Annotated in this window: 18 protein-coding genes and 3 pseudogenes; 12 read left to right on the forward strand and 9 right to left on the reverse strand. The window is 65.7% G+C overall.

The features are described 5' to 3' along the window. Window positions 1-9 precede the first annotated feature (9 nt). Window positions 10-1,089 (reverse strand): ABC transporter substrate-binding protein, encoded by a 1,080-nt coding sequence (locus M6B22_RS06575; RefSeq protein WP_331459795.1) that lies wholly within the window; start codon window positions 1,087-1,089, stop codon window positions 10-12. A 46-nt stretch (window positions 1,090-1,135) separates the two neighbouring features. On the opposite strand from M6B22_RS06575, the gene M6B22_RS06580 reads away from it, so the two are divergent. From M6B22_RS06580 to M6B22_RS06630, 11 genes and pseudogenes are all read left to right on the forward strand, one after another. Next, entirely contained in the window at window positions 1,136-1,291 is a 156-nt protein-coding gene (locus tag M6B22_RS06580; RefSeq protein WP_269445857.1) for a hypothetical protein, read from the forward strand. A gap of 388 nt (window positions 1,292-1,679) precedes the next feature. Further along, a pseudogene (locus M6B22_RS06585) lies at window positions 1,680-2,313 on the forward strand (ISL3 family transposase); the annotation flags it as partial. 161 nt (window positions 2,314-2,474) lie between these two features. After that, window positions 2,475-3,692, forward strand: a complete 1,218-nt coding sequence (locus M6B22_RS06590) for an IS30 family transposase (RefSeq protein WP_407935588.1) — start codon at window positions 2,475-2,477, stop codon at window positions 3,690-3,692. Window positions 3,693-3,697: 5 nt separating this feature from the next. Further along, complete coding sequence (locus M6B22_RS06595) at window positions 3,698-3,931, forward strand: hypothetical protein (protein WP_269444191.1); 234 nt, start codon at window positions 3,698-3,700, stop codon at window positions 3,929-3,931. Window positions 3,932-4,000: 69 nt separating this feature from the next. Continuing rightward, a complete protein-coding gene (locus M6B22_RS06600; RefSeq protein ID WP_269444192.1) occupies window positions 4,001-4,624 on the forward strand; it encodes a hypothetical protein in 624 nt (207 codons plus the stop codon). Between the two features lie 194 nt (window positions 4,625-4,818). Next, the gene (istA, locus tag M6B22_RS06605; protein ID WP_269444976.1) at window positions 4,819-6,348 is read left to right on the forward strand and encodes an IS21 family transposase; all 1,530 of its coding nucleotides are present in this window, start codon (window positions 4,819-4,821) and stop codon (window positions 6,346-6,348) included. Continuing rightward, window positions 6,345-6,878: an ATP-binding protein gene (locus M6B22_RS06610; RefSeq protein ID WP_269444977.1), complete on the forward strand. Its 534-nt coding sequence runs from the start codon at window positions 6,345-6,347 to the stop codon at window positions 6,876-6,878. Before istA (M6B22_RS06605) ends, M6B22_RS06610 begins: the two co-directional genes overlap by 4 nt. 118 nt (window positions 6,879-6,996) lie before the next feature. Next, window positions 6,997-8,409, forward strand: coding sequence for an IS21 family transposase (istA, locus tag M6B22_RS06615; protein WP_269444978.1), 1,413 nt, complete (start codon window positions 6,997-6,999; stop codon window positions 8,407-8,409). A gap of 5 nt (window positions 8,410-8,414) precedes the next feature. Beyond that, window positions 8,415-8,696, forward strand: coding sequence for a hypothetical protein (locus tag M6B22_RS06620; protein ID WP_269444979.1), 282 nt, complete (start codon window positions 8,415-8,417; stop codon window positions 8,694-8,696). After that, window positions 8,693-9,463: an IS21-like element helper ATPase IstB gene (gene istB / locus M6B22_RS06625; RefSeq protein ID WP_269444980.1), complete on the forward strand. Its 771-nt coding sequence runs from the start codon at window positions 8,693-8,695 to the stop codon at window positions 9,461-9,463. The genes M6B22_RS06620 and istB overlap by 4 nt, the downstream gene beginning before the upstream one ends. A gap of 66 nt (window positions 9,464-9,529) precedes the next feature. Continuing rightward, window positions 9,530-9,829, forward strand: a pseudogene (locus M6B22_RS06630) (ATP-binding protein); the annotation flags it as partial. A 17-nt stretch (window positions 9,830-9,846) separates the two neighbouring features. Here the strand turns inward: M6B22_RS06630 and M6B22_RS06635 are convergent. The 4 genes from M6B22_RS06635 to M6B22_RS06650 form a co-directional block, all read right to left on the reverse strand. Further along, on the reverse strand, window positions 9,847-10,059 hold the full coding sequence (locus tag M6B22_RS06635; RefSeq protein WP_269444982.1) for a helix-turn-helix domain-containing protein: 213 nt from the start codon (window positions 10,057-10,059) through the stop codon (window positions 9,847-9,849). A 148-nt stretch (window positions 10,060-10,207) separates the two neighbouring features. Continuing rightward, window positions 10,208-10,831, reverse strand: coding sequence for a hypothetical protein (locus tag M6B22_RS06640; protein ID WP_269444192.1), 624 nt, complete (start codon window positions 10,829-10,831; stop codon window positions 10,208-10,210). A gap of 69 nt (window positions 10,832-10,900) precedes the next feature. Next, window positions 10,901-11,134, reverse strand: coding sequence for a hypothetical protein (locus M6B22_RS06645; RefSeq protein WP_269444191.1), 234 nt, complete (start codon window positions 11,132-11,134; stop codon window positions 10,901-10,903). A gap of 5 nt (window positions 11,135-11,139) precedes the next feature. Further along, window positions 11,140-12,357, reverse strand: coding sequence for an IS30 family transposase (locus tag M6B22_RS06650; protein WP_407935588.1), 1,218 nt, complete (start codon window positions 12,355-12,357; stop codon window positions 11,140-11,142). Between the two features lie 84 nt (window positions 12,358-12,441). Here M6B22_RS06650 and M6B22_RS06655 point away from each other — a divergent pair. Beyond that, window positions 12,442-12,641: pseudogene (locus M6B22_RS06655) on the forward strand (transposase); the annotation flags it as partial. Between the two features lie 87 nt (window positions 12,642-12,728). On the opposite strand, the gene M6B22_RS06660 reads toward M6B22_RS06655, so the two are convergent. The 4 genes from M6B22_RS06660 to M6B22_RS06675 all read right to left on the reverse strand — a co-directional run bounded on the left by M6B22_RS06660 (window position 12,729) and on the right by M6B22_RS06675 (window position 18,784). Further along, the gene (locus M6B22_RS06660) at window positions 12,729-13,985 is read right to left on the reverse strand and encodes an amidohydrolase family protein (RefSeq protein WP_269444983.1); all 1,257 of its coding nucleotides are present in this window, start codon (window positions 13,983-13,985) and stop codon (window positions 12,729-12,731) included. Window positions 13,986-14,512: 527 nt separating this feature from the next. Continuing rightward, window positions 14,513-15,886 carry an IS1380 family transposase gene (locus tag M6B22_RS06665; RefSeq protein WP_269444984.1) on the reverse strand — a complete coding sequence of 458 codons (1,374 nt, stop codon included), beginning with the start codon at window positions 15,884-15,886 and terminating at the stop codon, window positions 14,513-14,515. A gap of 197 nt (window positions 15,887-16,083) precedes the next feature. Continuing rightward, the gene (locus tag M6B22_RS06670) at window positions 16,084-17,691 is read right to left on the reverse strand and encodes an AMP-binding protein (RefSeq protein ID WP_269444985.1); all 1,608 of its coding nucleotides are present in this window, start codon (window positions 17,689-17,691) and stop codon (window positions 16,084-16,086) included. 244 nt (window positions 17,692-17,935) lie between these two features. Further along, window positions 17,936-18,784 (reverse strand): alpha/beta hydrolase fold domain-containing protein, encoded by an 849-nt coding sequence (locus tag M6B22_RS06675; protein WP_269444986.1) that lies wholly within the window; start codon window positions 18,782-18,784, stop codon window positions 17,936-17,938. Between the last annotated feature and the right edge of the window lie 425 nt (window positions 18,785-19,209).

Raw genomic sequence — 19,209 nt, forward strand, 5'->3', positions numbered from 1 at the left:
GAATTTGGTTCACGGTGTCACGCAGTGCGTTGTGTCTGCACCAACGTTCGACCACTGTCCATCCTTCAGCTGTGAGATGTAGTAGCAGTTGTCGACGTGAAGCTTGTCGCTGGCGCTAAACGTCAGCGGCCCCGTCAGGCCGTCGAGTGTGTTGTTCTTGATTGCGTACAAGCCGGGAAGGAGATCATCACCCGTTGACGTGGGGGTGAGCTTGGCGTTTTCGGCCGCCGTCCTGAACAGCTGAAACGCCACCCACGCGCTCTGGACGTACGCGTTATAGCCGGCATTGGTCAACATGCCCGGATCGTACTGGTTGATCGCAGCGAAGTAGTCCTTCTGAGCCTGGGTGCGCTGTTCGTCGAACGGCCACACGTCATCCACCAGATAGAGCGTTGCGCCCCTCAGATCCGAATCCTTATCCCATGCGGGGTTGGCCAGACCGTTAGTGGTCAGGTAGGCACCGGCGTAGCCCTGCCGCATGCACGTCTTGATGATGTTCAGCGTCACCGTCGGCGAGATTCCGACGGCGGCGATGTCTGCCTTCGAGTTCTTCACCGAGAGGCAAGGGGCCGTGAAGTCAGGCGAGGTCGGCGATACTGTCGTGGTGTAAACGATCTTGACCCCGGTCGCCGCAGCCGCCGAGCTCAGCGCGGCTTCGAACTGCTGCACATTCTGCCCAGCACCTTGCGCAAGCAGATTTGCCACCGTCTTGAATCCGAGGCTCTTGTAGAGCTCGAATTGAGCGCTGATCAGCTCGCTGACGCCCAATGCGGCCGGGAATCCGTACTTCGGAGAGCCCGTCGTATTACCTGTTGCAGCCCCGCCGATGATCGGAACGTGCTTCTGCTCGAGATAGGGCGTCCAGGAGCCGAATGTGCCGGCCTGCGAACCCACGATCGCGACCACATGGTCCTGCTCGACCAACTTCTTGACGGCGCTCAGACCCTGGGCAGGGTTGCCAGCGTCGTCGACCGCGATCACCTTCACCGGGTGTCCGTTGATGCCGCCGTGTGCGTTTGTCCACTTGGCCCATACATCGGTGATCTTCAGGAAAAGCGGATCACCGAACGCGCCGCTTGCCGTCTGCACTGATCCGATTGTGATCGGGGAGCCCGTCGGAGTGTCTCCAGTACCGGTGGACGAGCTGCTTGCCGTCGTTGAACTCGTGGCGGCTCCGCCGGCGGTGCTGCTGCAGGCGGCCAAGGTCAGCGCGAGGCATGCCGTCGCTGGAATGACGATCTTCCATCCTCTTGCCGGCAGACGCTTCTCCGTCGCGCGACGTGAACGGTAAGTACTTCGCATTACCTCTCCTCTGTGATGACTTGGCGAGCGTCCAGGTGGGTATTACGTCACGTCCGCGCTACATGACCCGCCGACGACAGATGCGAGTAGTTGTCTGGGTTTGAATTCGTATTCAAGATAGGCGCACCCGAGATCGACGTCAAGGTCTCGCAGGCAAGCGGCGTTACATGGGCCACGCGGTGTGGCCAAGCTGGCCGCGTTTCGCGACCACGACGAAGCGGTGTGGAGTGACGTCCCACGCCTTCGCCGACTTGAAACCCTCGGGTATGTCGGCGCTTCCGGATGAGGGTGTAGTTCCTGGCACGTCGGTGCCGGGGCGCGGATCGAGATCTTCCGATGATGGGAGTTCTCACACCGCCCACTCGGAAGACCTCGACGTGCCTGACGCCACCTTCTTCGTGCGCCCTGACCTGGGCGCGTTCCGCCGTCTTGACGAGCTCGGGTTGGGGGTCGTCGGGCACTACCCTTCAGCCGGATCGGGCGGTGCTGGCATGTCGGGTCGAGCCCGGCGAGTTCGACCGGTGGTGCCGTCGGTGCGGGGGGGAAGGAGTACCGCGCGACACGGTGACCCGACGGCTGGCGCACGAGCCGTTCGGGTGGCGGCCGACCACGCTGCTGATCACGATCCGCCGCTACCGATGCGCGTCGTGCTCTCCGGTGTGGCGGCAGGACACCGCTCGCGCGGCTGAGCCGCGGGCGCGACTGTCGCGGACGGCGCTGCGGTGGGCGTTGCAGGCGATCGTCGTGCAGCACCTCACGATCGCCCGCGTCGCCGAAGCCCTCGCAGTCACCTGGAACACCCGCCAACAGCGCGGTACTCGACAAGGGCCGCCGAGTGCTGATCAATGACCCGCGCCGCCTCGATGGCGTGGCCGTGATCGGCGTCGACGAGCAGGCCGTGCGGCACACCCGACGGGCGACAAGTACGTCACCGTGGTCCTCGACCTCACCCCGGTGCGTGACGGGGCCGGCCCGGCACGGCTGCTGGACATGGTCGAAGTCCGCTCCGAAGGGCCGAACTGAAGAAGCTCATCACCACGATCAGTGCTCACGTCCCGGCCGAACTCACCGAACTGATCACCCTCGGGTGCGTGTGATCACCTGACTTGGCCCCACTTCGGCCGGGCGGTTTCTAGCGATCGTTGCAACACCGGAGGTTTCCGGGAGCTGCTATGGCGGGTCGTGGTCGGCGTGGTCGCGAGCCAGATGTTGACAAGCGTGAGCGGTTTGCTGAGCTGATCGCGCAGGGGGTGAGTAACCGGCGGGCGTGCCAGCTCGTGGGCATCGCGCGCAAGACGGGGACACGCTGGCGGTTGGGGCGCACAGTCACGCTTCCCGACGGTCGCAAGCGCCACTATTCGCCCGTGGTCAACGCGCCGAGTCGAGAGATCTCGCCACGCTACCTGTACGAGGACGAGCGGGTCCGTATCGCCGACCTGCGCCGGTCCGGGCTGAGCATGCGCGCGATCGCGGCCGAGTTGGGCAGGCCGGCGTCCACGGTCAGCCGCGAGCTGCGTCGTAACCGAGACCTGGACAGTGGGCGGTATCTGCCGTTCGCCGCGCAGCGGATGGCCGAGGCTCGCCGTACCCGGCCGGGCCGCAGCAAGCTGGTCAACGACGCCGAGCTGCGTGCGTTCGTGCAGGATCGGCTGGAGAAGCGGTGGAGTCCGGAGCAGATCGCCCACGCGCTGCGGGAGGAGTTCCCGAACCGGCCGGACCGGCACCTGGTGCCGGAAACGATCTATCAGGCGATCTACCGACCCGGTTGTGGTGGGCTGCGCCGGGACCTGCCGCCGGTGCTGCGCACTCGTCGACGGCGCCGTAAGCCGCATCGGCGCCCTGACCAGCGCCGGCCGACGAAGCTGGTGGATATGACGATGATCGACCAGCGGCCCGCGGAGGCGGCCGACCGGTCCGTTGCTGGGCACTGGGAAGGCGATTTGATCACCGGTGCGCAGAACCGGTCGGCGATCGGCACGCTGGTCGAACGGTGTTCCCGGTTCACGATCTTGCTGCATCTACCCGAACGACACACCGCCGAGGCGGTTCGTGACGCGATCATCGCCGCGTTCGCGCCGCTGCCGCCGCAGCTGCGTCGGTCGTTGACGTGGGATCAGGGCAGTGAGCTGGCGTTGCACGCTGAGATCGCTGCTGCGTTGGGTATGCCGGTGTTCTTCTGCGATCCTCACTCGCCGTGGCAGCGGCCGAGCAACGAGAACACCAACGGCCTGTTGCGTCAGTACTTCCCGAAGGGCAGCGACCTGCGCGTCCACGACGCCGTCCGGCTCGAGGAGGTCGCTGCCGAGCTGAATGACCGTCCCCGTAAGACCCTGGACTGGCACACCCCGGCCCGGCTGTTCATCGCGCCCGCAGGCGGTGTCCTAGCCTGAACCATGTGATCGAGGAGGCCGCCGCCGATGCGGAGGAGGTCCGCCTGTCGGCCGACGACGCCGCAGAGCTGGCCGACCTGCTGCGGATCTGGCACGGCTGGCTTACCGGCGAGGACACCGACCTGCTGGCCGCCTCACTGGAGCGCATGCCCGAGGGCCCGGACAGCGTCCCTGCGCTGCAAGTGATGCTGACCCGCCTGGCGGCGCGGCTCGATCCTCGCCGCGCGGTGGACTTCTGACCCGACGACGACGAGGGCGAACCGGTGCCGGACATGCGACGACGTACCCCAGAGCCACCACCGACGGGCATGCCCATCGTGGAGCACAAACCCGGGCTGGCGAAGGAGATGCTGCGCGAGTTGGCGCCTCTGCTGGCCGAGGAGGGTATCGACGTCGATGACATCGACGCGCCTGACCTGGAAACGTTGCAGGCGGCGATGAACCGTGCGGTCGAACGGCGCAACATGCAACTGTTCAGCCCGGTCGGTGAAGCTCGCGGGTACGCGATCACCACGCTGCGGCTGGCCATCGAAGCGATCGTCGATGACGACACTCGCAGCGCCGCCGCGGTAATCGACTCCGTCCCACCCGAGTCCCCGAACAACGACAGCGCCACTGTGGCCGGCTGCATCGGCGTCGCCCTCGGGCTACTCGACACCTGGCTGTCCGGCCACGACCTCGACGCTCCGACCGGGCTCGCCAGCCACGCTCGGCTGCCGGCCGGGCACTGGACCGGGGAACGTGCAGCCACCGACATCCTCACCCTCGCCGGCAAAGGCAGGGCGTTCCGCTCCCTCGACACACTGATCACCCGCCAAGGCGGGCAGCAGCTCCTCTATGGCTCAGTGCTCGCCCTCACCGCCGCAGCGCAGGCCTGGGCCCGCAACACCGACACGTCGCTGCTCGAACTCATCCACACCATCGTCCGCTGACCAAGCACTACCATCCCGCCATCAAGTCGTCGTGTTGCGACGATGACTGGAACCCGCCCCGTCGTTCTGCATGAATGTTGGCCCCACCTGGGGTGGTGATCATCCCGCCCGGGTGGTGCGGTGTGTCGTCACGAATGTTGGCCCCACCCTCGTTCAGATCGTCCCGTCCGGTTGTCGGCGGGAAGGTCGGTCAGGTGCGGTCGAGGGTGGAACTGTTCGAGCAGATCAGGCGCGATCATCGGCAAGAAGAGCTGTCGATCCGCGAGCTGGCCGAGAAGCATGGTGTGCACCGTCGGACGGTGCGGCAGGCGCTCGCCGCGGCGGTGCCGCCACCTCGCAAGGCCTACCCGCCGCGGCCACGGCCGGCGATCGACCCGTTCGCGACGGTGATCGACGGCTGGCTGCTCGAGGACCAGGACGCGCCGCGCAAGCAGCGTCACACGGCGCGACGGGTCTGGCAGCGGCTGGTCGCCGAACACCAGGCGACGGTGTCGGAGGTGACGGTGTCGCGTTACGTCGCCCGCCGACGGGTCGAGCTCGGCCTGGTGCAGCGGGAGGTGGCGATCCCGCAGACGCACCTTGCCGGCGCGGAGGGCGAGGTCGACTTCGGCGAGTTCTACGCGACGATCGCCGGTGTCTGGATCAAGTGCTGGATGTTCGTGCTGCGCCTGTCGCACTCGGGCCGGGCGTTCCACGTCGCGTTCGGCACCCAGGCCCAGGAAGCGTTTCTGGAGGGGCACGTGCTGGCGTTCGAGCACTTCGGCGGCGTCCCCGGCCGTGTCCGTTACGACAACCTCAAACCCGCCGTCGTCCGCGTCCTCAAAGGACGGGACCGGACGGAGTCCGAGCGGTTCACCGCGCTGCGCAGCCACTACGGATTCGACTCGTTCTTCTGCCGCCCCGGCATCGAAGGAGCCCACGAGAAGGGGGGCGTCGAGGGCGAGATCGGCCGCTTCCGCCGACGCCACCTCGTCCCAGTCCCGAAGGTCGACTCGCTCGCGGCGTTGAACGAGCTGATCGCCGCCGGTGACTTGGTCGATGACGAGCGTGTGATCACCGGCAGGCCGGTCACTATCGAGGCCGCGTTCACCGCCGAAGCACCGCACCTGATGCCGCTGCGCGGTGAGCCGTTCGACCCCGCACGGCAGCTCGAAGCCCGTGTCGACAACCGGGCGCGGGTGTCGGTGCGGCAGTGTTTCTATTCCGTCCCTGCCCGCTACGCCGGCCGGCGGCTCCCGGTCCGACTTGCCGCCCGCACCGTTGAGATCTATGACGGATCGAAGCTGGTCGCCCGGCACGAACGCGCGGTCGGGCGTCACGTCGAAGTTCTCACCTTGGATCACTACCTGGAGGTTCTCAAGACCAAGCCCGGCGGACTCCCCGGAGCGACAGCGCTCGCGCAGGCCAAGGCCAGCCGGGCGTTCACCGCTTCGCATCAGGCCTACTGGGACGCCGCCCGCCGGGCCCGCGGCGACAGTGCTGGCACGAGGGCGTTGGTCGAGATCCTGCTCGCCCACCGCACCATGCCCGCCGCGTCGTTGGTCGCGGCGATGGACCGCGCCGTCACGTCAGGCTGCCTCGACCCGCAGGTGGTGTTGATCGACGCCCGCCGCGACACCACCCAGGTCGCACCGGTCGTCCCGATTGGGGCGCTGGCCCGCTACGACCGACCGGCACCCACCCTCGCCGACTACGACCAGCTACTGACCGGGAGCGGAACATGACCACCACGACCACCTCGAAGGCGTCGACCGTCGACGCAGCAGCACAGGCCTCCATCGGCGCAGCGGCTCGCGAGCTGCACCTGCCGACCGTCCGCACCGAATCCGCACGGCTGGCAGACATCGCCAACCGGGAACGACTGACGCACCTGGCCTACCTGGCCGAGGTCCTTGCAGCCGAAGTTGATGACCGCACCGAACGACGCCGCACCCGACGCATCAACGACGCGAAATTCCCCCGCCTGAAACGACTCGCCGACTTCAACGTCGACGCCGTCCCCACCATCCAGGCCGCCACCCTCGCCCACCTCGCTGCCGGGCACTACATGGACGCCGGCGAACCAGTCGTGCTACTCGGCCACTCCGGCACCGGCAAGTCCCACCTGCTCATCGGCCTCGGCCTCGCCGCCTGCGAACAAGGCCGCCGAGTCCGCTACGTCACCACCGCACAGCTCGTCAACGAACTCGTCGAAGCCGCCGACGAACGCGTCCTCTCACGAGTGGTCTGTCCGCGTACGACCTCATGTCCCTAGCTGGGTACGACCTCATGTCCTGAGCTCTCGGCGCGTCGAGTCCTGTTCGCCGTGAGTGTTGATCACCCTCCGATCTGTCAGCTGCCAGGCAGATCAGACCGGAGGGAGACCACCTCGCATGATCCTCGATGCGGAGCAATGGATGGACCTACGACGTTTCCGCGCCCTGCATGCGGCTGGGGTGACGATCGCGGAGATCGCCCGGGAGACCGGGCATGACTGGAAGACGGTCAAGAAGTACCTGGCCGATGACGCGCCGGTGGTGCCGCCGGCGGCGCCGACGCGGGCGGGCACGCAGCCGCGGGTGATCACCCCGTTCGTGGGGTTGATCGATTCGTGGCTGCGGGCCGATATCACGATCAAGGGCACGGTGGTCCATGAGCGGCTGGTCGCCGATCACGGGTTCACCGGCAGCTACCAGCGGGTCAAGATGCACCTGGCCGAGGCCCGGCCGCGGATCGAGGCCGAACTGGTCGAGGACGATGAGAACCCGCTGGCCGGGTTGCATCGCCGCTTCGAGGTGATCGCCGGCGCGCAGGCGCAGGTCGACTGGGGCGACGAGGGCGCGATCTTGGCGCACGTCGGGATCGGCAAGGTGTACTCGTTCCACTGCACGCTGTCCTACTCGCGCGACCCGTTCTGCTGCTATGTGACCAGCCAGGACATGGCCACGTTCTGGGACTGCCACCGGCGTGCGTTCGCGCACTTCGGTGGGGTGCCGGGCTCGATCGTCTATGACCGCACCAAGACGGTGATCAAGCGGCATGTCGCGCCACGGGCGGCGGTGCCGCTGCACCAGGAAGCGGCCGCGTTCGCCGAGCACTACGGGTTCGTCATCGACGTGCTGGCCGCCTACCGACCAACCGGAAAGGGCCGGGTCGAACGCCAGGTGCTGATCGGGCGTGAGCACGTGCTGGCCGCTCGCAGCTTCGAGTCGATCGCCGAGCTGGACGCGGCGTTCGGCGACTGGCTGCCGATCCGCCGCGCCCAGATCCACCGCACCCACGGTGAGGTGATCGCGGTGCGCGCCGAACGGGACCGGGCCGCGCTGCTGCCCTTGCCGGACCAGCCCTATCTGGTCACCGACCGGCACCTGCGTCGGGTCGGGAAGGACTGCCTGATCAGCTTCGAGGCCAGCCTCTACTCGGTGCCCGCGGTCAAGATCAGGGCCGGGCAGCGGGTCGAAGTCCGCGTCGGCGCCGAGCTGGTCGCGATCCACTCCCTGCCCACCGACACCGGCGTCGGCGAGCTGCTGGCCGTGCATCCCCGCGCGGCCAACCGAGGCAGCTGGGTCGTCGATGAAGCGCACTGGAACGGGCTGCCCGACGGACACACCCGCGCCACCGTCGTTGAGACCACCGCCCCCGAAGGTCAGCACGCCCTGCCCTCGGCACCACGCGGGTTCGGTGAACCGAACCCGCTCGCCGCGCTGCTGAACGCCAACACCACCGCCGCCGTCCCGGTCGCTCGGCGGCCGCTGACCGACTACCAAGCCATCGCCGCTGCCGCGACCACCTTCGACAGGAGCTAGAAATCATGACCACCATCGGCAACCGCACCCGCATCACGCTGACCGCCCAGACCGTGGAAAAGATCGCCGAGCTGCTCGAGCGCTGCGACGAGTTCATCCGCCACGCCGACCCAGCCGTGCGCGCCGAACTGTGCACTCATCTCGGTCCACACGCGAGCGGCTACGACCTCAACCTGTTCATCGACGACCTCGGCTTCACCGCCGCGGAACTGCGCCACCAGCTCGCCACCGCCGCCGAGATCGCGGTCGAACACCAGCACGCCCGATCGACAGGACAGCCGCGATGAGTGAACTGGTCAGTGCCCGCATCCGCGACCACGCCGGCAAGCTCGGCCTCAATCACCTGATCGAAACCGTCGACCAGCTCACCACCCGCGCCGAGACCGAGCAGCTGAGCTACCTCGAGTTCCTCGACCAAGTCCTGGAAGAAGAACTCGGGCTGCGTGAGTCCCGCCGGTTCCGCAACGCCTTGAAGCTGTCCGGGCTGCCGCACCACAAGACCCTCGAACAGTTCGACTTCGCCTTCCAACCCGACCTCGACCCGCGCAAAATCAAAGACCTGGCCACCCTGGAGTTCATCGACCGGCGCAGCAACATCACCCTGCTCGGACCACCCGGCGTCGGCAAGACGATGATCGCCGTCGCGCTCGCCGTCGCCGCCTGCCAAGCCGGCTACTCGATCTACTTCACCAGCCTCGACGACCTGGTCCGCCGGCTCCGAGCCGCCGAGGCCACCGGCCGGTTCAACCGGCAACTGGCTGCCTACCTCCGACCCGCCGTCCTCGTCGTCGACGAGGTCGGCTACCTGCCGCTGGACCGCGCCGAAGCCAACATGGTCTTCCAACTCGTCTCCCGCCGCTACGAACGCGGCTCCATGATCATCACCAGCAACAAGAGCTTCGCCGAATGGGGCTCGGTCCTGGGAGACGACGTCCTCGCCACCGCCATCCTCGACCGGCTCCTGCACCACTGCGACGTCATCAGCATCAACGGCCCCAGCTACCGCCTCAAAGACCGACTCGCCCTGGTCACAGGAGGTGAAGCGATGACATGATCACACCGCGCCGACCTCAGGACGTGAGGTCGTACGCACCTCGCCAGATGAGGTCGTACGCCGACAGTGGTCGGCCGCCACGGACGCCTCGACCTACTCTGCCTCGACGAACTCGGCTACGTCCAGATCGATCCACGCGGCGCGGAGCTGCTATTCCAGATCATCACCGAACGCGAAGAGCGAGCCTCCATCGCGATCGCCACCAACCTGCCCTTCTCCGAGTGGGGCAGCGTGTTCCCCGATCCGAGGCTCGTCGCCGCTATCGTCGACCGCGTCACCTTCAACGCCCACATCCTCGAAACCGGCACCCAGTCCTACCGGCTGCGCACCAGCAAGAACGGCCGGCGCCGCGCGTCGAACCGCTGACCACGGCAGACCGAGGGTCAGGACAGCGCCATCATTTTCTGAATCGCCTGCCGCGAAACCCCAAGTTCCCGGGCGATGTCCGCCTGCGACAGGCCACCGTCGAGAAGCTCCTGCATCAGGTCACGACGCTCAACCGCCAGCGCGCGAGCCAATCTGGTGTGCTCAATGGCTTCGGCCCGCACCTCCTTGATCCGCTGAAACGTCTGGTCACGGCTCGAGTTTCTTGTCATGCAGCAAATCATGACAACCATCGGTTGTCGCTGTCAACCTATGGTTGTCAGTAAGCACGCAGCCGCACCGGTTGGGGCCAGAATTCATGAGGCGGGTTCCAGTCATCGTCGCAACACGACGACTTGATGGCGGGATGGTAGTGCTTGGTCAGCGGACGATGGTGTGGATGAGTTCGAGCAGCGACGTGTCGGTGTTGCGGGCCCAGGCCTGCGCTGCGGCGGTGAGGGCGAGCACTGAGCCATAGAGGAGCTGCTGCCCGCCTTGGCGGGTGATCAGTGTGTCGAGGGAGCGGAACGCCCTGCCTTTGCCGGCGAGGGTGAGGATGTCGGTGGCTGCACGTTCCCCGGTCCAGTGCCCGGCCGGCAGCCGAGCGTGGCTGGCGAGCCCGGTCGGAGCGTCGAGGTCGTGGCCGGACAGCCAGGTGTCGAGTAGCCCGAGGGCGACGCCGATGCAGCCGGCCACAGTGGCGCTGTCGTTGTTCGGGGACTCGGGTGGGACGGAGTCGATTACCGCGGCGGCGCTGCGAGTGTCGTCATCGACGATCGCTTCGATGGCCAGCCGCAGCGTGGTGATCGCGTACCCGCGAGCTTCACCGACCGGGCTGAACAGTTGCATGTTGCGCCGTTCGACCGCACGGTTCATCGCCGCCTGCAACGTTTCCAGGTCAGGCGCGTCGATGTCATCGACGTCGATACCCTCCTCGGCCAGCAGAGGCGCCAACTCGCGCAGCATCTCCTTCGCCAGCCCGGGTTTGTGCTCCACGATGGGCATGCCCGTCGGTGGTGGCTCTGGGGTACGTCGTCGCATGTCCGGCACCGGTTCGCCCTCGTCGTCGTCGGGTCAGAAGTCCACCGCGCGGCGAGGATCGAGCCGCGCCGCCAGGCGGGTCAGCATCACTTGCAGCGCAGGGACGCTGTCCGGGCCCTCGGGCATGCGCTCCAGTGAGGCGGCCAGCAGGTCGGTGTCCTCGCCGGTAAGCCAGCCGTGCCAGATCCGCAGCAGGTCGGCCAGCTCTGCGGCGTCGTCGGCCGACAGGCGGACCTCCTCCGCATCGGCGGCGGCCTCCTCGATCACATGGTTCAGGCTAGGACACCGCCTGCGGGCGCGATGAACAGCCGGGCCGGGGTGTGCCAGTCCAGGGTCTTACGGGGACGGTCATTCAGCTCGGCAGCGACCTCCTCGAGCCGGACGGCGTCGTGGACGCGCAGGTCGCTGCCCTTCGGGAAGTACTGACGCAACAGGCCGTTGGTGTTCTCGTTGCTCGGCCGCTGCCACGGCGAGTGAGGATCGCAGAAGAACACCGGCATACCCAACGCAGCAGCGATCTCAGCGTGCAACGCCAGCTCACTGCCCTGATCCCACGTCAACGACCGACGCAGCTGCGGCGGCAGCGGCGCGAACGCGGCGATGATCGCGTCACGAACCGCCTCGGCGGTGTGTCGTTCGGGTAGATGCAGCAAGATCGTGAACCGGGAACACCGTTCGACCAGCGTGCCGATCGCCGACCGGTTCTGCGCACCGGTGATCAAATCGCCTTCCCAGTGCCCAGCAACGGACCGGTCGGCCGCCTCCGCGGGCCGCTGGTCGATCATCGTCATATCCACCAGCTTCGTCGGCCGGCGCTGGTCAGGGCGCCGATGCGGCTTACGGCGCCGTCGACGAGTGCGCAGCACCGGCGGCAGGTCCCGGCGCAGCCCACCACAACCGGGTCGGTAGATCGCCTGATAGATCGTTTCCGGCACCAGGTGCCGGTCCGGCCGGTTCGGGAACTCCTCCCGCAGCGCGTGGGCGATCTGCTCCGGACTCCACCGCTTCTCCAGCCGATCCTGCACGAACGCACGCAGCTCGGCGTCGTTGACCAGCTTGCTGCGGCCCGGCCGGGTACGGCGAGCCTCGGCCATCCGCTGCGCGGCGAACGGCAGATACCGCCCACTGTCCAGGTCTCGGTTACGACGCAGCTCGCGGCTGACCGTGGACGCCGGCCTGCCCAACTCGGCCGCGATCGCGCGCATGCTCAGCCCGGACCGGCGCAGGTCGGCGATACGGACCCGCTCGTCCTCGTACAGGTAGCGTGGCGAGATCTCTCGACTCGGCGCGTTGACCACGGGCGAATAGTGGCGCTTGCGACCGTCGGGAAGCGTGACTGTGCGCCCCAACCGCCAGCGTGTCCCCGTCTTGCGCGCGATGCCCACGAGCTGGCACGCCCGCCGGTTACTCACCCCCTGCGCGATCAGCTCAGCAAACCGCTCACGCTTGTCAACATCTGGCTCGCGACCACGCCGACCACGACCCGCCATAGCAGCTCCCGGAAACCTCCGGTGTTGCAACGATCGCTAGAAACCGCCTGACGACAGTGGGGCCAGATCGCTTGACGAAACGCACTCGGGCGCACCCTGCACCGACGAGCCGGCGACGTGCTGGCCTACTTCGACTGGCCCGGCACCAGACCCGCCCGACCGAAGCCATCAACGGCCGCCTGAAACACCTGCGCGGATCCGCACTCGGCTTCCGCAACCTCACCCACTACCTAGCAAGATCTCTGCTCGACGTCGGTGGGTTCAGATCGCGATTACACCCTTACTCCGGACGAGCCCCAAAGCGAGCCGGTTCACTTCACGACTTCACGGCCAAGAAGGTGCCTGCACGGCGTAATGAACAGGTCAACGCGCTAGGCTAGCTGCAGCTCTTCGCGCGACAGGCCAACGCTCTCGGTCACGTCGGCGAGGCATGCCATATCGACGTTAGCGAACGCTTTCTCAAACACGCCGCACAGCACGCGATGTGCTTGCTCTTCAGGTAGACCGGCCAGTAAGCGACGCAGGCACTCGGCACGCTTGAGAGGCACTCCGCTAAGCCCCTCACCCGCAGTGGGCCAGGCACCCTCGCCATGCGAAATATCACCACCCCAAAGAACATTGGAGATACCCGGATTCACGAAGTCTTCCGCCACTTGGTAGGAAGAGTGGACCGCATAGCAATGCCGGTTCCAGTATTCGTGTGCGCTGTCCAGCCCGGCAGCCCGGCGACCCGCCGGCGAGGAATTCAGCTCACCCTTTTCGATTCTGTCGAGAATTGGAGTGATCCAGCTGATTCCAAGCTCGGCGAAGGCAAGGTTAAGCCGCGGGAATCTGTCGAAAACGCCTCCGATAATAAACGACCACAATGGTCGGTGCGCGTACCAGCCCACTTCCATTAAGAAGATGGACCTCTCCTCGTACTCGTTGTCACCATTGTAAGTTGGTGCGCCCCGTCCAGGGTGGACGCACACCGTCAACCCTAAGTCGGCGCAACGTTCCCAAAGAATGTCGTACCGCCGGTGGTGGTATAGCGGTAGGTAGTACTCCAGTGGCAAAACGACGCCCGTCCGAAGGCCATCATCGTACGCCCGTTCTATTTCTTCGACGCACCAGTTCGGGTCGTCAAGCGTGCCGAGCAGGGTCAACCCCAAGAGTCGCTTCGGATCGACCGAGCAGAACTCGGCGAGCCAACGGTTGTATGCCCGGGCACCCGCGCGAACAAGCGAGGGTGGATAGCCTTCAGTTCCGATCATGCCTTCCACAGCATGTGCAAGCCCGGCCCCGAAGGGAGGATCGTTTGTGTTTTGATCGTCCGGGAAAAGGACATCACACACGATCCCGGCAAGATTCATTTCGCTGACGCGTAACTTCGGATCCCAGGCAATCGACGATCCCCTCGCCGGATCGAATCCAGCCGTCCCGATGAACTTGTCATTGAAATCGCTAGGCAGGTACGACTCGGCTCGCAGGGGCGACCATCGCCACGCATGCTTCGTTAGGTAGCGATCGAAATCAGCATGTAGACGCTTCTCCAAATAGCCGCGATACTCGGCTGTTGGAAGTCCGGAATGGCCGTCGCCGGACATCACAGGGATCCGGCTAGCAATTGCAGTCATATCGAACTCCATGGTCGGAATTACCGTCGGCCGTGCCAAGCGCCCAACTCGAACGCGCGTCGACCGCCTTCGGGTTGCGACGGCCGCCGTCACGTACCGCTGAAAGCTTGATGAATGCGTATTCAGTCTACCTACCGCCCAGCTGGTGTCAAGGCATCTGCCGGTGCTGTGGTCCGGCCGCCGAAGCCGCCATGCACAGCGCAGCCGACCGCGTCGACCGACCGGCGGCTGCCAGCGGCGGTGTGTCGTCGGCGGCGGGCATAGCCCCTCTTTCGGTACGGGATGATGTTCTGGGCGCAGTTCACCTATCAGCCAAGTGTTGATCTTGACCCATGAGGTCCAGCCTCCTGCAGGTGAACGACGCGATGTAGGTGAGTCGACTGTTCAGCCCAGATCCACCGCGTGAATTGGCGTGATCGTTTCGGTCGAGCTTGTTGATCTTCAGGTGGGTTGATCTGATTGTGGTTGCGGCGGTGCTGCCGGTCTGCCCGGCTTTTCCACTTGATGATCTTGGGGGCTGTTGGGCCGGGGTGTGCCGTTTAGGCGGCTGTGGGCGGCGGGTGCAGCGCGTCGAATAGTTGTTGCCAGTCCTGATGCCAGGGCCAGTTCATGGGTAGGTGCAGCCGGATGCGTCGTGCCGAGCGGGCGATCCGGGCTGGGACGGTGATCAGGTGTCGGCGGATGGTGGCGCCGGTGGCGTGGGCGTGCCAGGGCGAGGCGAGGCATCCGGCGGCGCGGGTGAGGTTGAACGCGATCGCGGCGAGCACCAGCCAGGCAGAGTTGGCGGCGAACGACCCGGAGGGCAGGTGCGCGAGCGCGCCCGATTTCAGGTCGGCGTTGACCTGTTCGATGATCGCGTGGGCGCGGTGGTCGGCTTCAGCGTCGAGCATCGACATCGGCGAGTCGGTGAACACGGCATGGTGGCGGTAGGTGGCGAACAGTTCGCTCTGCCCGGCCGGCACGTGTTTGGGGTTGAGCCGCTTGACACGGCGCACGATCAAGCGGGCCTCGATCCGCTCGGCCTTGCCTCGGGAGCCGAAGGCGGTGAACGGTATTTCGGCGACCTCGGCGTCAGAGACCAGGTGTTGCTCGTCCTCGTCCCAGACCGCGTTGGGATAGTGGATCGGTGTCCACGCTGACTCCTCGATCGTGGCGATCGCGCGGCGGACGGCCGGGTCCATGCGTGCGGTGACCGAGAACCTCGCGCCGGCCCGGATCGCGGCGGCGATCACGGCCTGGTTGTAGTACGCGGAGTCGGCGCGCACGATCAGCAGCGGGCCGGCACCGCAGCGTCGCGCGGTGGCCAGCGCGTCGGACAGCAGCCGCGCCGCGCCGCGGGCGGAGTTCGTCGATCCTTTCCGCAGCCGGGACGCGATGATCACCGGAGCGGCGGCCGGGGTGGACAGCGTGGCCAGCAACGCGTTGAGGCCTTTCACCTTCGAATACCCGTAGCCGGCACCTTGTTTGGCGTAACCGTGCGTCGCGCGGATGGTGTCATCGATGTCCAGGAACGCGAGCTGATCGGCCGCCGGCAGCAACGGTGTCCGCTGCGCCAGCCCGACCAGCACGCTCGCCGCGAGCGAGTCGAGCTGACGCACGTGGCCGAAGGTAAAGCAGCGCAGGAACGTGCCTAGCGTCGAGGGCGCCCGCACCCCGTCGAACAGGCGGTCCATGCCGCCGTGGCGCAGCAGATCCATGTCATCGATGCTGTCCGCGCCGGCGACCATGCCCGCGACCAGCGCCGGCACCTTCAGGTGCGCGTTCGGCGACGGCACGCTCAGCCGCTGCCCGACCAGATCCGCCAGACCGCACGAGTCGGCCAGTCGCAGCACCGGCTCCAGCCCGCCGCACGACACCAGATTCGGATCATCGAAGCGTGCTGACACCGCCGCCGCAGCATGAGAAGCTTGCATTTCGCGGATGCCCTTCTGTTCAAGATCGATGTGACCTTCGCAAGCCACATTCTCCTTGCACAGCAGGGCATTCGTCCGTTACGACAGGCCCCGGCCCACTACCTCATCGGTGGATCCGGGTTCAGTACGAAACGCGGGCCCTACACGTCTTGGGTCCAGTCGGCAATCGTGCGCACAAGTTGCCTGGAGCAAGAAGGCTAAGCAGTCACGATGCAGGCGGCGCCTTGAAGGGAGAGCTCTTCGATTGACACTTCCCGCATCTTGAACTTCTGAACCTTGCCGGTCACGGTCATAGGAAACTCCTGCGTGATCCGGAGGTAGCGCGGGATCTTGTAGTGGGAGAGCTTGCCGTGGCAGAACTGGCGCAGATCTTCCTCACCGAACGTCGCGCCGTCGCGGAGTCGTACCCAGGCGCAGAGCTCTTCGCCGTATTTCGCGTCGGGGACACCGATGACTTGTGCATCCAGGATGTCCGGATGCGTGTATAGAAACTCTTCGATCTCCCGTGGATAGACGTTTTCGCCGCCGCGAATCACCATGTCCTTCGAGCGGCCAACGATCGAGATGTAACCGTCCATATCCATCATAGCGAGATCACCGGTATGTATGAAGCCTTCCGAATCTACAGCTTCGCTGGTCATCTCCGGATCGTCCCAATATCCGAGCATCAGCCCGTAGCCAGCAGTGCACAACTCGCCCGTCTCGCCCCGTTCTACGATTTCGCCGCTCGATCGGTCGACAATTTTTATGGTCACGTGCGGATGAACTCGGCCGACCGTCGCCGTCCGGTGTTCCAACGTGTCGTCGGCCTTCGTCTGCGTGGAAACCGGTGAGGTTTCGGTCATACCGTAGGCGATAGTGACTTCTGGCATGAACTCCGAGACGTTTTTCATGACCTCAACCGGGCAGGGAGAGCCAGCCATAATGCCGGTTCGAAGCGAGGAGAGGTCGTAGGAGTCCAAATCCTCCAGTGCCAGTTCAGCGATGAACATCGTCGGCACGCCATAAAGGGACGTGCAGCGTTCCGAAGCGACCGCGGAGAGCGTTGCCGCGGGATCGAACGCAGGTGCTGGAATGACGACGCTCGCACCGTGGGTTAGCGCAGCGAGGTTGCCCATCACCATTCCGAAGCAGTGGTAGAACGGGACCGGGACGCAGATGCGGTCGTCCGGCGTGTAGTTGCATGCCTCCCCCACTAGGAATCCGTTCCCCAGGATATTCCGGTGAGAAAGGGTCGCACCCTTTGGAAATCCGGTCGTCCCAGATGTGTACTGAATATTGATAGGATCGGTCGGGGAGAGTTCGACATCCGGGATCTGCTCTCCGCCTGCTCCCGTCCGCAGCGCGTCCCACTCTGCGGTCCCAAAGAATACCGATGGCAAGTTCGGGGCTGCTTCGATGGCCATCGCGACGTAATCGCTCGTCTTGAACTTGGATGCAGCGATGAGCAGAGATACCCCTGCCTGCTTCATCACGTAGGCGAGTTCGTTAGTTCTGTACGCCGGATTGACGGTTACCAGGATCGCACCAAGGCGGGCGGTTGCATATTGAACGATCACCCACTCAGCGCAATTGGGCGCCCAAATACCGACTCTGTCGCCGCGGCTTACCCCACGAGCAATCAGGCCGCGCGCGACGCCGTCTACTTCGGCTGACAACTCCGAATACGTCAGGCGCACGCCCTGCTCGACTGAGACAAGAGCGTCGTTCGATGGCCACGCAGACACGGCAGCATCGAGGGCACGGCCGATCGTCCACCCAGGCAGCAGCGGCTCCTCGGGGCCGGCATCAAGTGCAAGGGACATGTTGATTCCTCTCGATTGCGTCTGCCGCGGGGAATGGTGCAACTGGTCGTGGCCGGTTCGGGCGGGTCGCGTGGCAGTCACTTCGGCGGGTTGGTGCGCGGCGCCTGTCTTTTCGGCACGGGAGGAGATCGCCTGCCATCGAGCCGCAGGTGAAGGAGTCCGGACGATCGCGCTCTAGCTGGGTCGCTCACCATCCAGCACGACCGATCCCGCTGGTCGGTGGCGGCGGGCGCTGCGGGTCGGCTCACGGGCTTTCGTGCCCCCACTGTCGATCAACGAAGCTACGAATCTGGCCCGCTCGCTCGCGGTCCTCTGGAGCGGTACCGAGGAAGCCTCCGTGGCCTTGCGCTTCGAAGACGTGCAGGTCCGCAGGGATGCCAGCCGCGCGAAGTGCGCGGTGCAGACGGACGGTGTCGGACAGCAGACGATCACGTGTGCCAGATATCAGCAAGGTCGACGGGAAGCCCTGCGTGAAGTCTGCGAACAGCGGTGATAGGTATGGATTGCACAGATCATGGCCGCCGGCATACACCGCGACGGCGGTTAGGGCATCTCCGACCAACACCGTGTCGATACCTTCGTTCGTCCGCCAGGTGTCACCAGCCCCGGTCAGGTCAGTGCTCGGAGTGGATAAAACGGCGCCTGCCGGTAACGCCAACCCTTCATCCCGCGCGCGTAGGGCCAGCGCGGCAGCAAGATTGGCACCGGCAGAGACCCCGCCGATGATGATGTCCTGTGGCGAGCGGACCTCTAGAATTGCTCGATAGACCTTGAGACAGTCGGTCAGCGGGGCCGGGTACGGGTGATCGGGTGGCATGCGGTAGTCGACTGCCCAAACTTGGGCGCCAACCGTCATAGCTGTTCCCACCGCAACAGCGCGACAGATATCCCCGCCAGCCATCATCCAGGCGCCACCGTGGATGTCCATGTACACGCGCCGGTCATCGGCGTTCAAGCCCCGAGGGGTAACCACGTACACGGTCACGCCGTCGATGTCGACGTCTTCAATCTGTACATCGGCCGTGCGACTCTGACCGGCTCCGGTCGGATCGCCGGCGCCTGCAGCGACCAGCGTTCTCAGTTGCTCGTCCACTGCGGCTATCCTCGACCGCCATCCCTCGATGTCATTCGTCGGTGGCCAGTCAGGGATCGGGCCGGGGATGCCGCGAGCGAGCATTGCCTGGGCTTCAGGGCTAATCGATGCCGGAACCGGGATGTCGCGCGCGGGCACCTGAAGCGTTCCGCACTTCTCGTCATCTGGCGTCATAGCAGTCCCTTACGTGGGCGCGCTCTACCGCGAGGTACGCGTGACGAGCTTGCTCCTGGGAGCGTCTGGCACGGCAGGAGAGCAAAACGACGCCGCGCCTCATCAAGCGCGGGCGGCTGTCGCAAGAGTTCCTTGGAGCTTCTGCGACCCGGCACGGCACTCGACGAAAGACGATCGTGTGGTCATTGCAATCGTATTCAAGGCTACGTTCCGGGACGCAGACCGTCAAGAGTGCGCTGAGTCTGGTCCAC

It is taken from the genome of Jatrophihabitans cynanchi (assembly GCF_027247405.1).
Taxonomy (GTDB): domain Bacteria; phylum Actinomycetota; class Actinomycetes; order Mycobacteriales; family Jatrophihabitantaceae; genus Jatrophihabitans_B; species Jatrophihabitans_B cynanchi.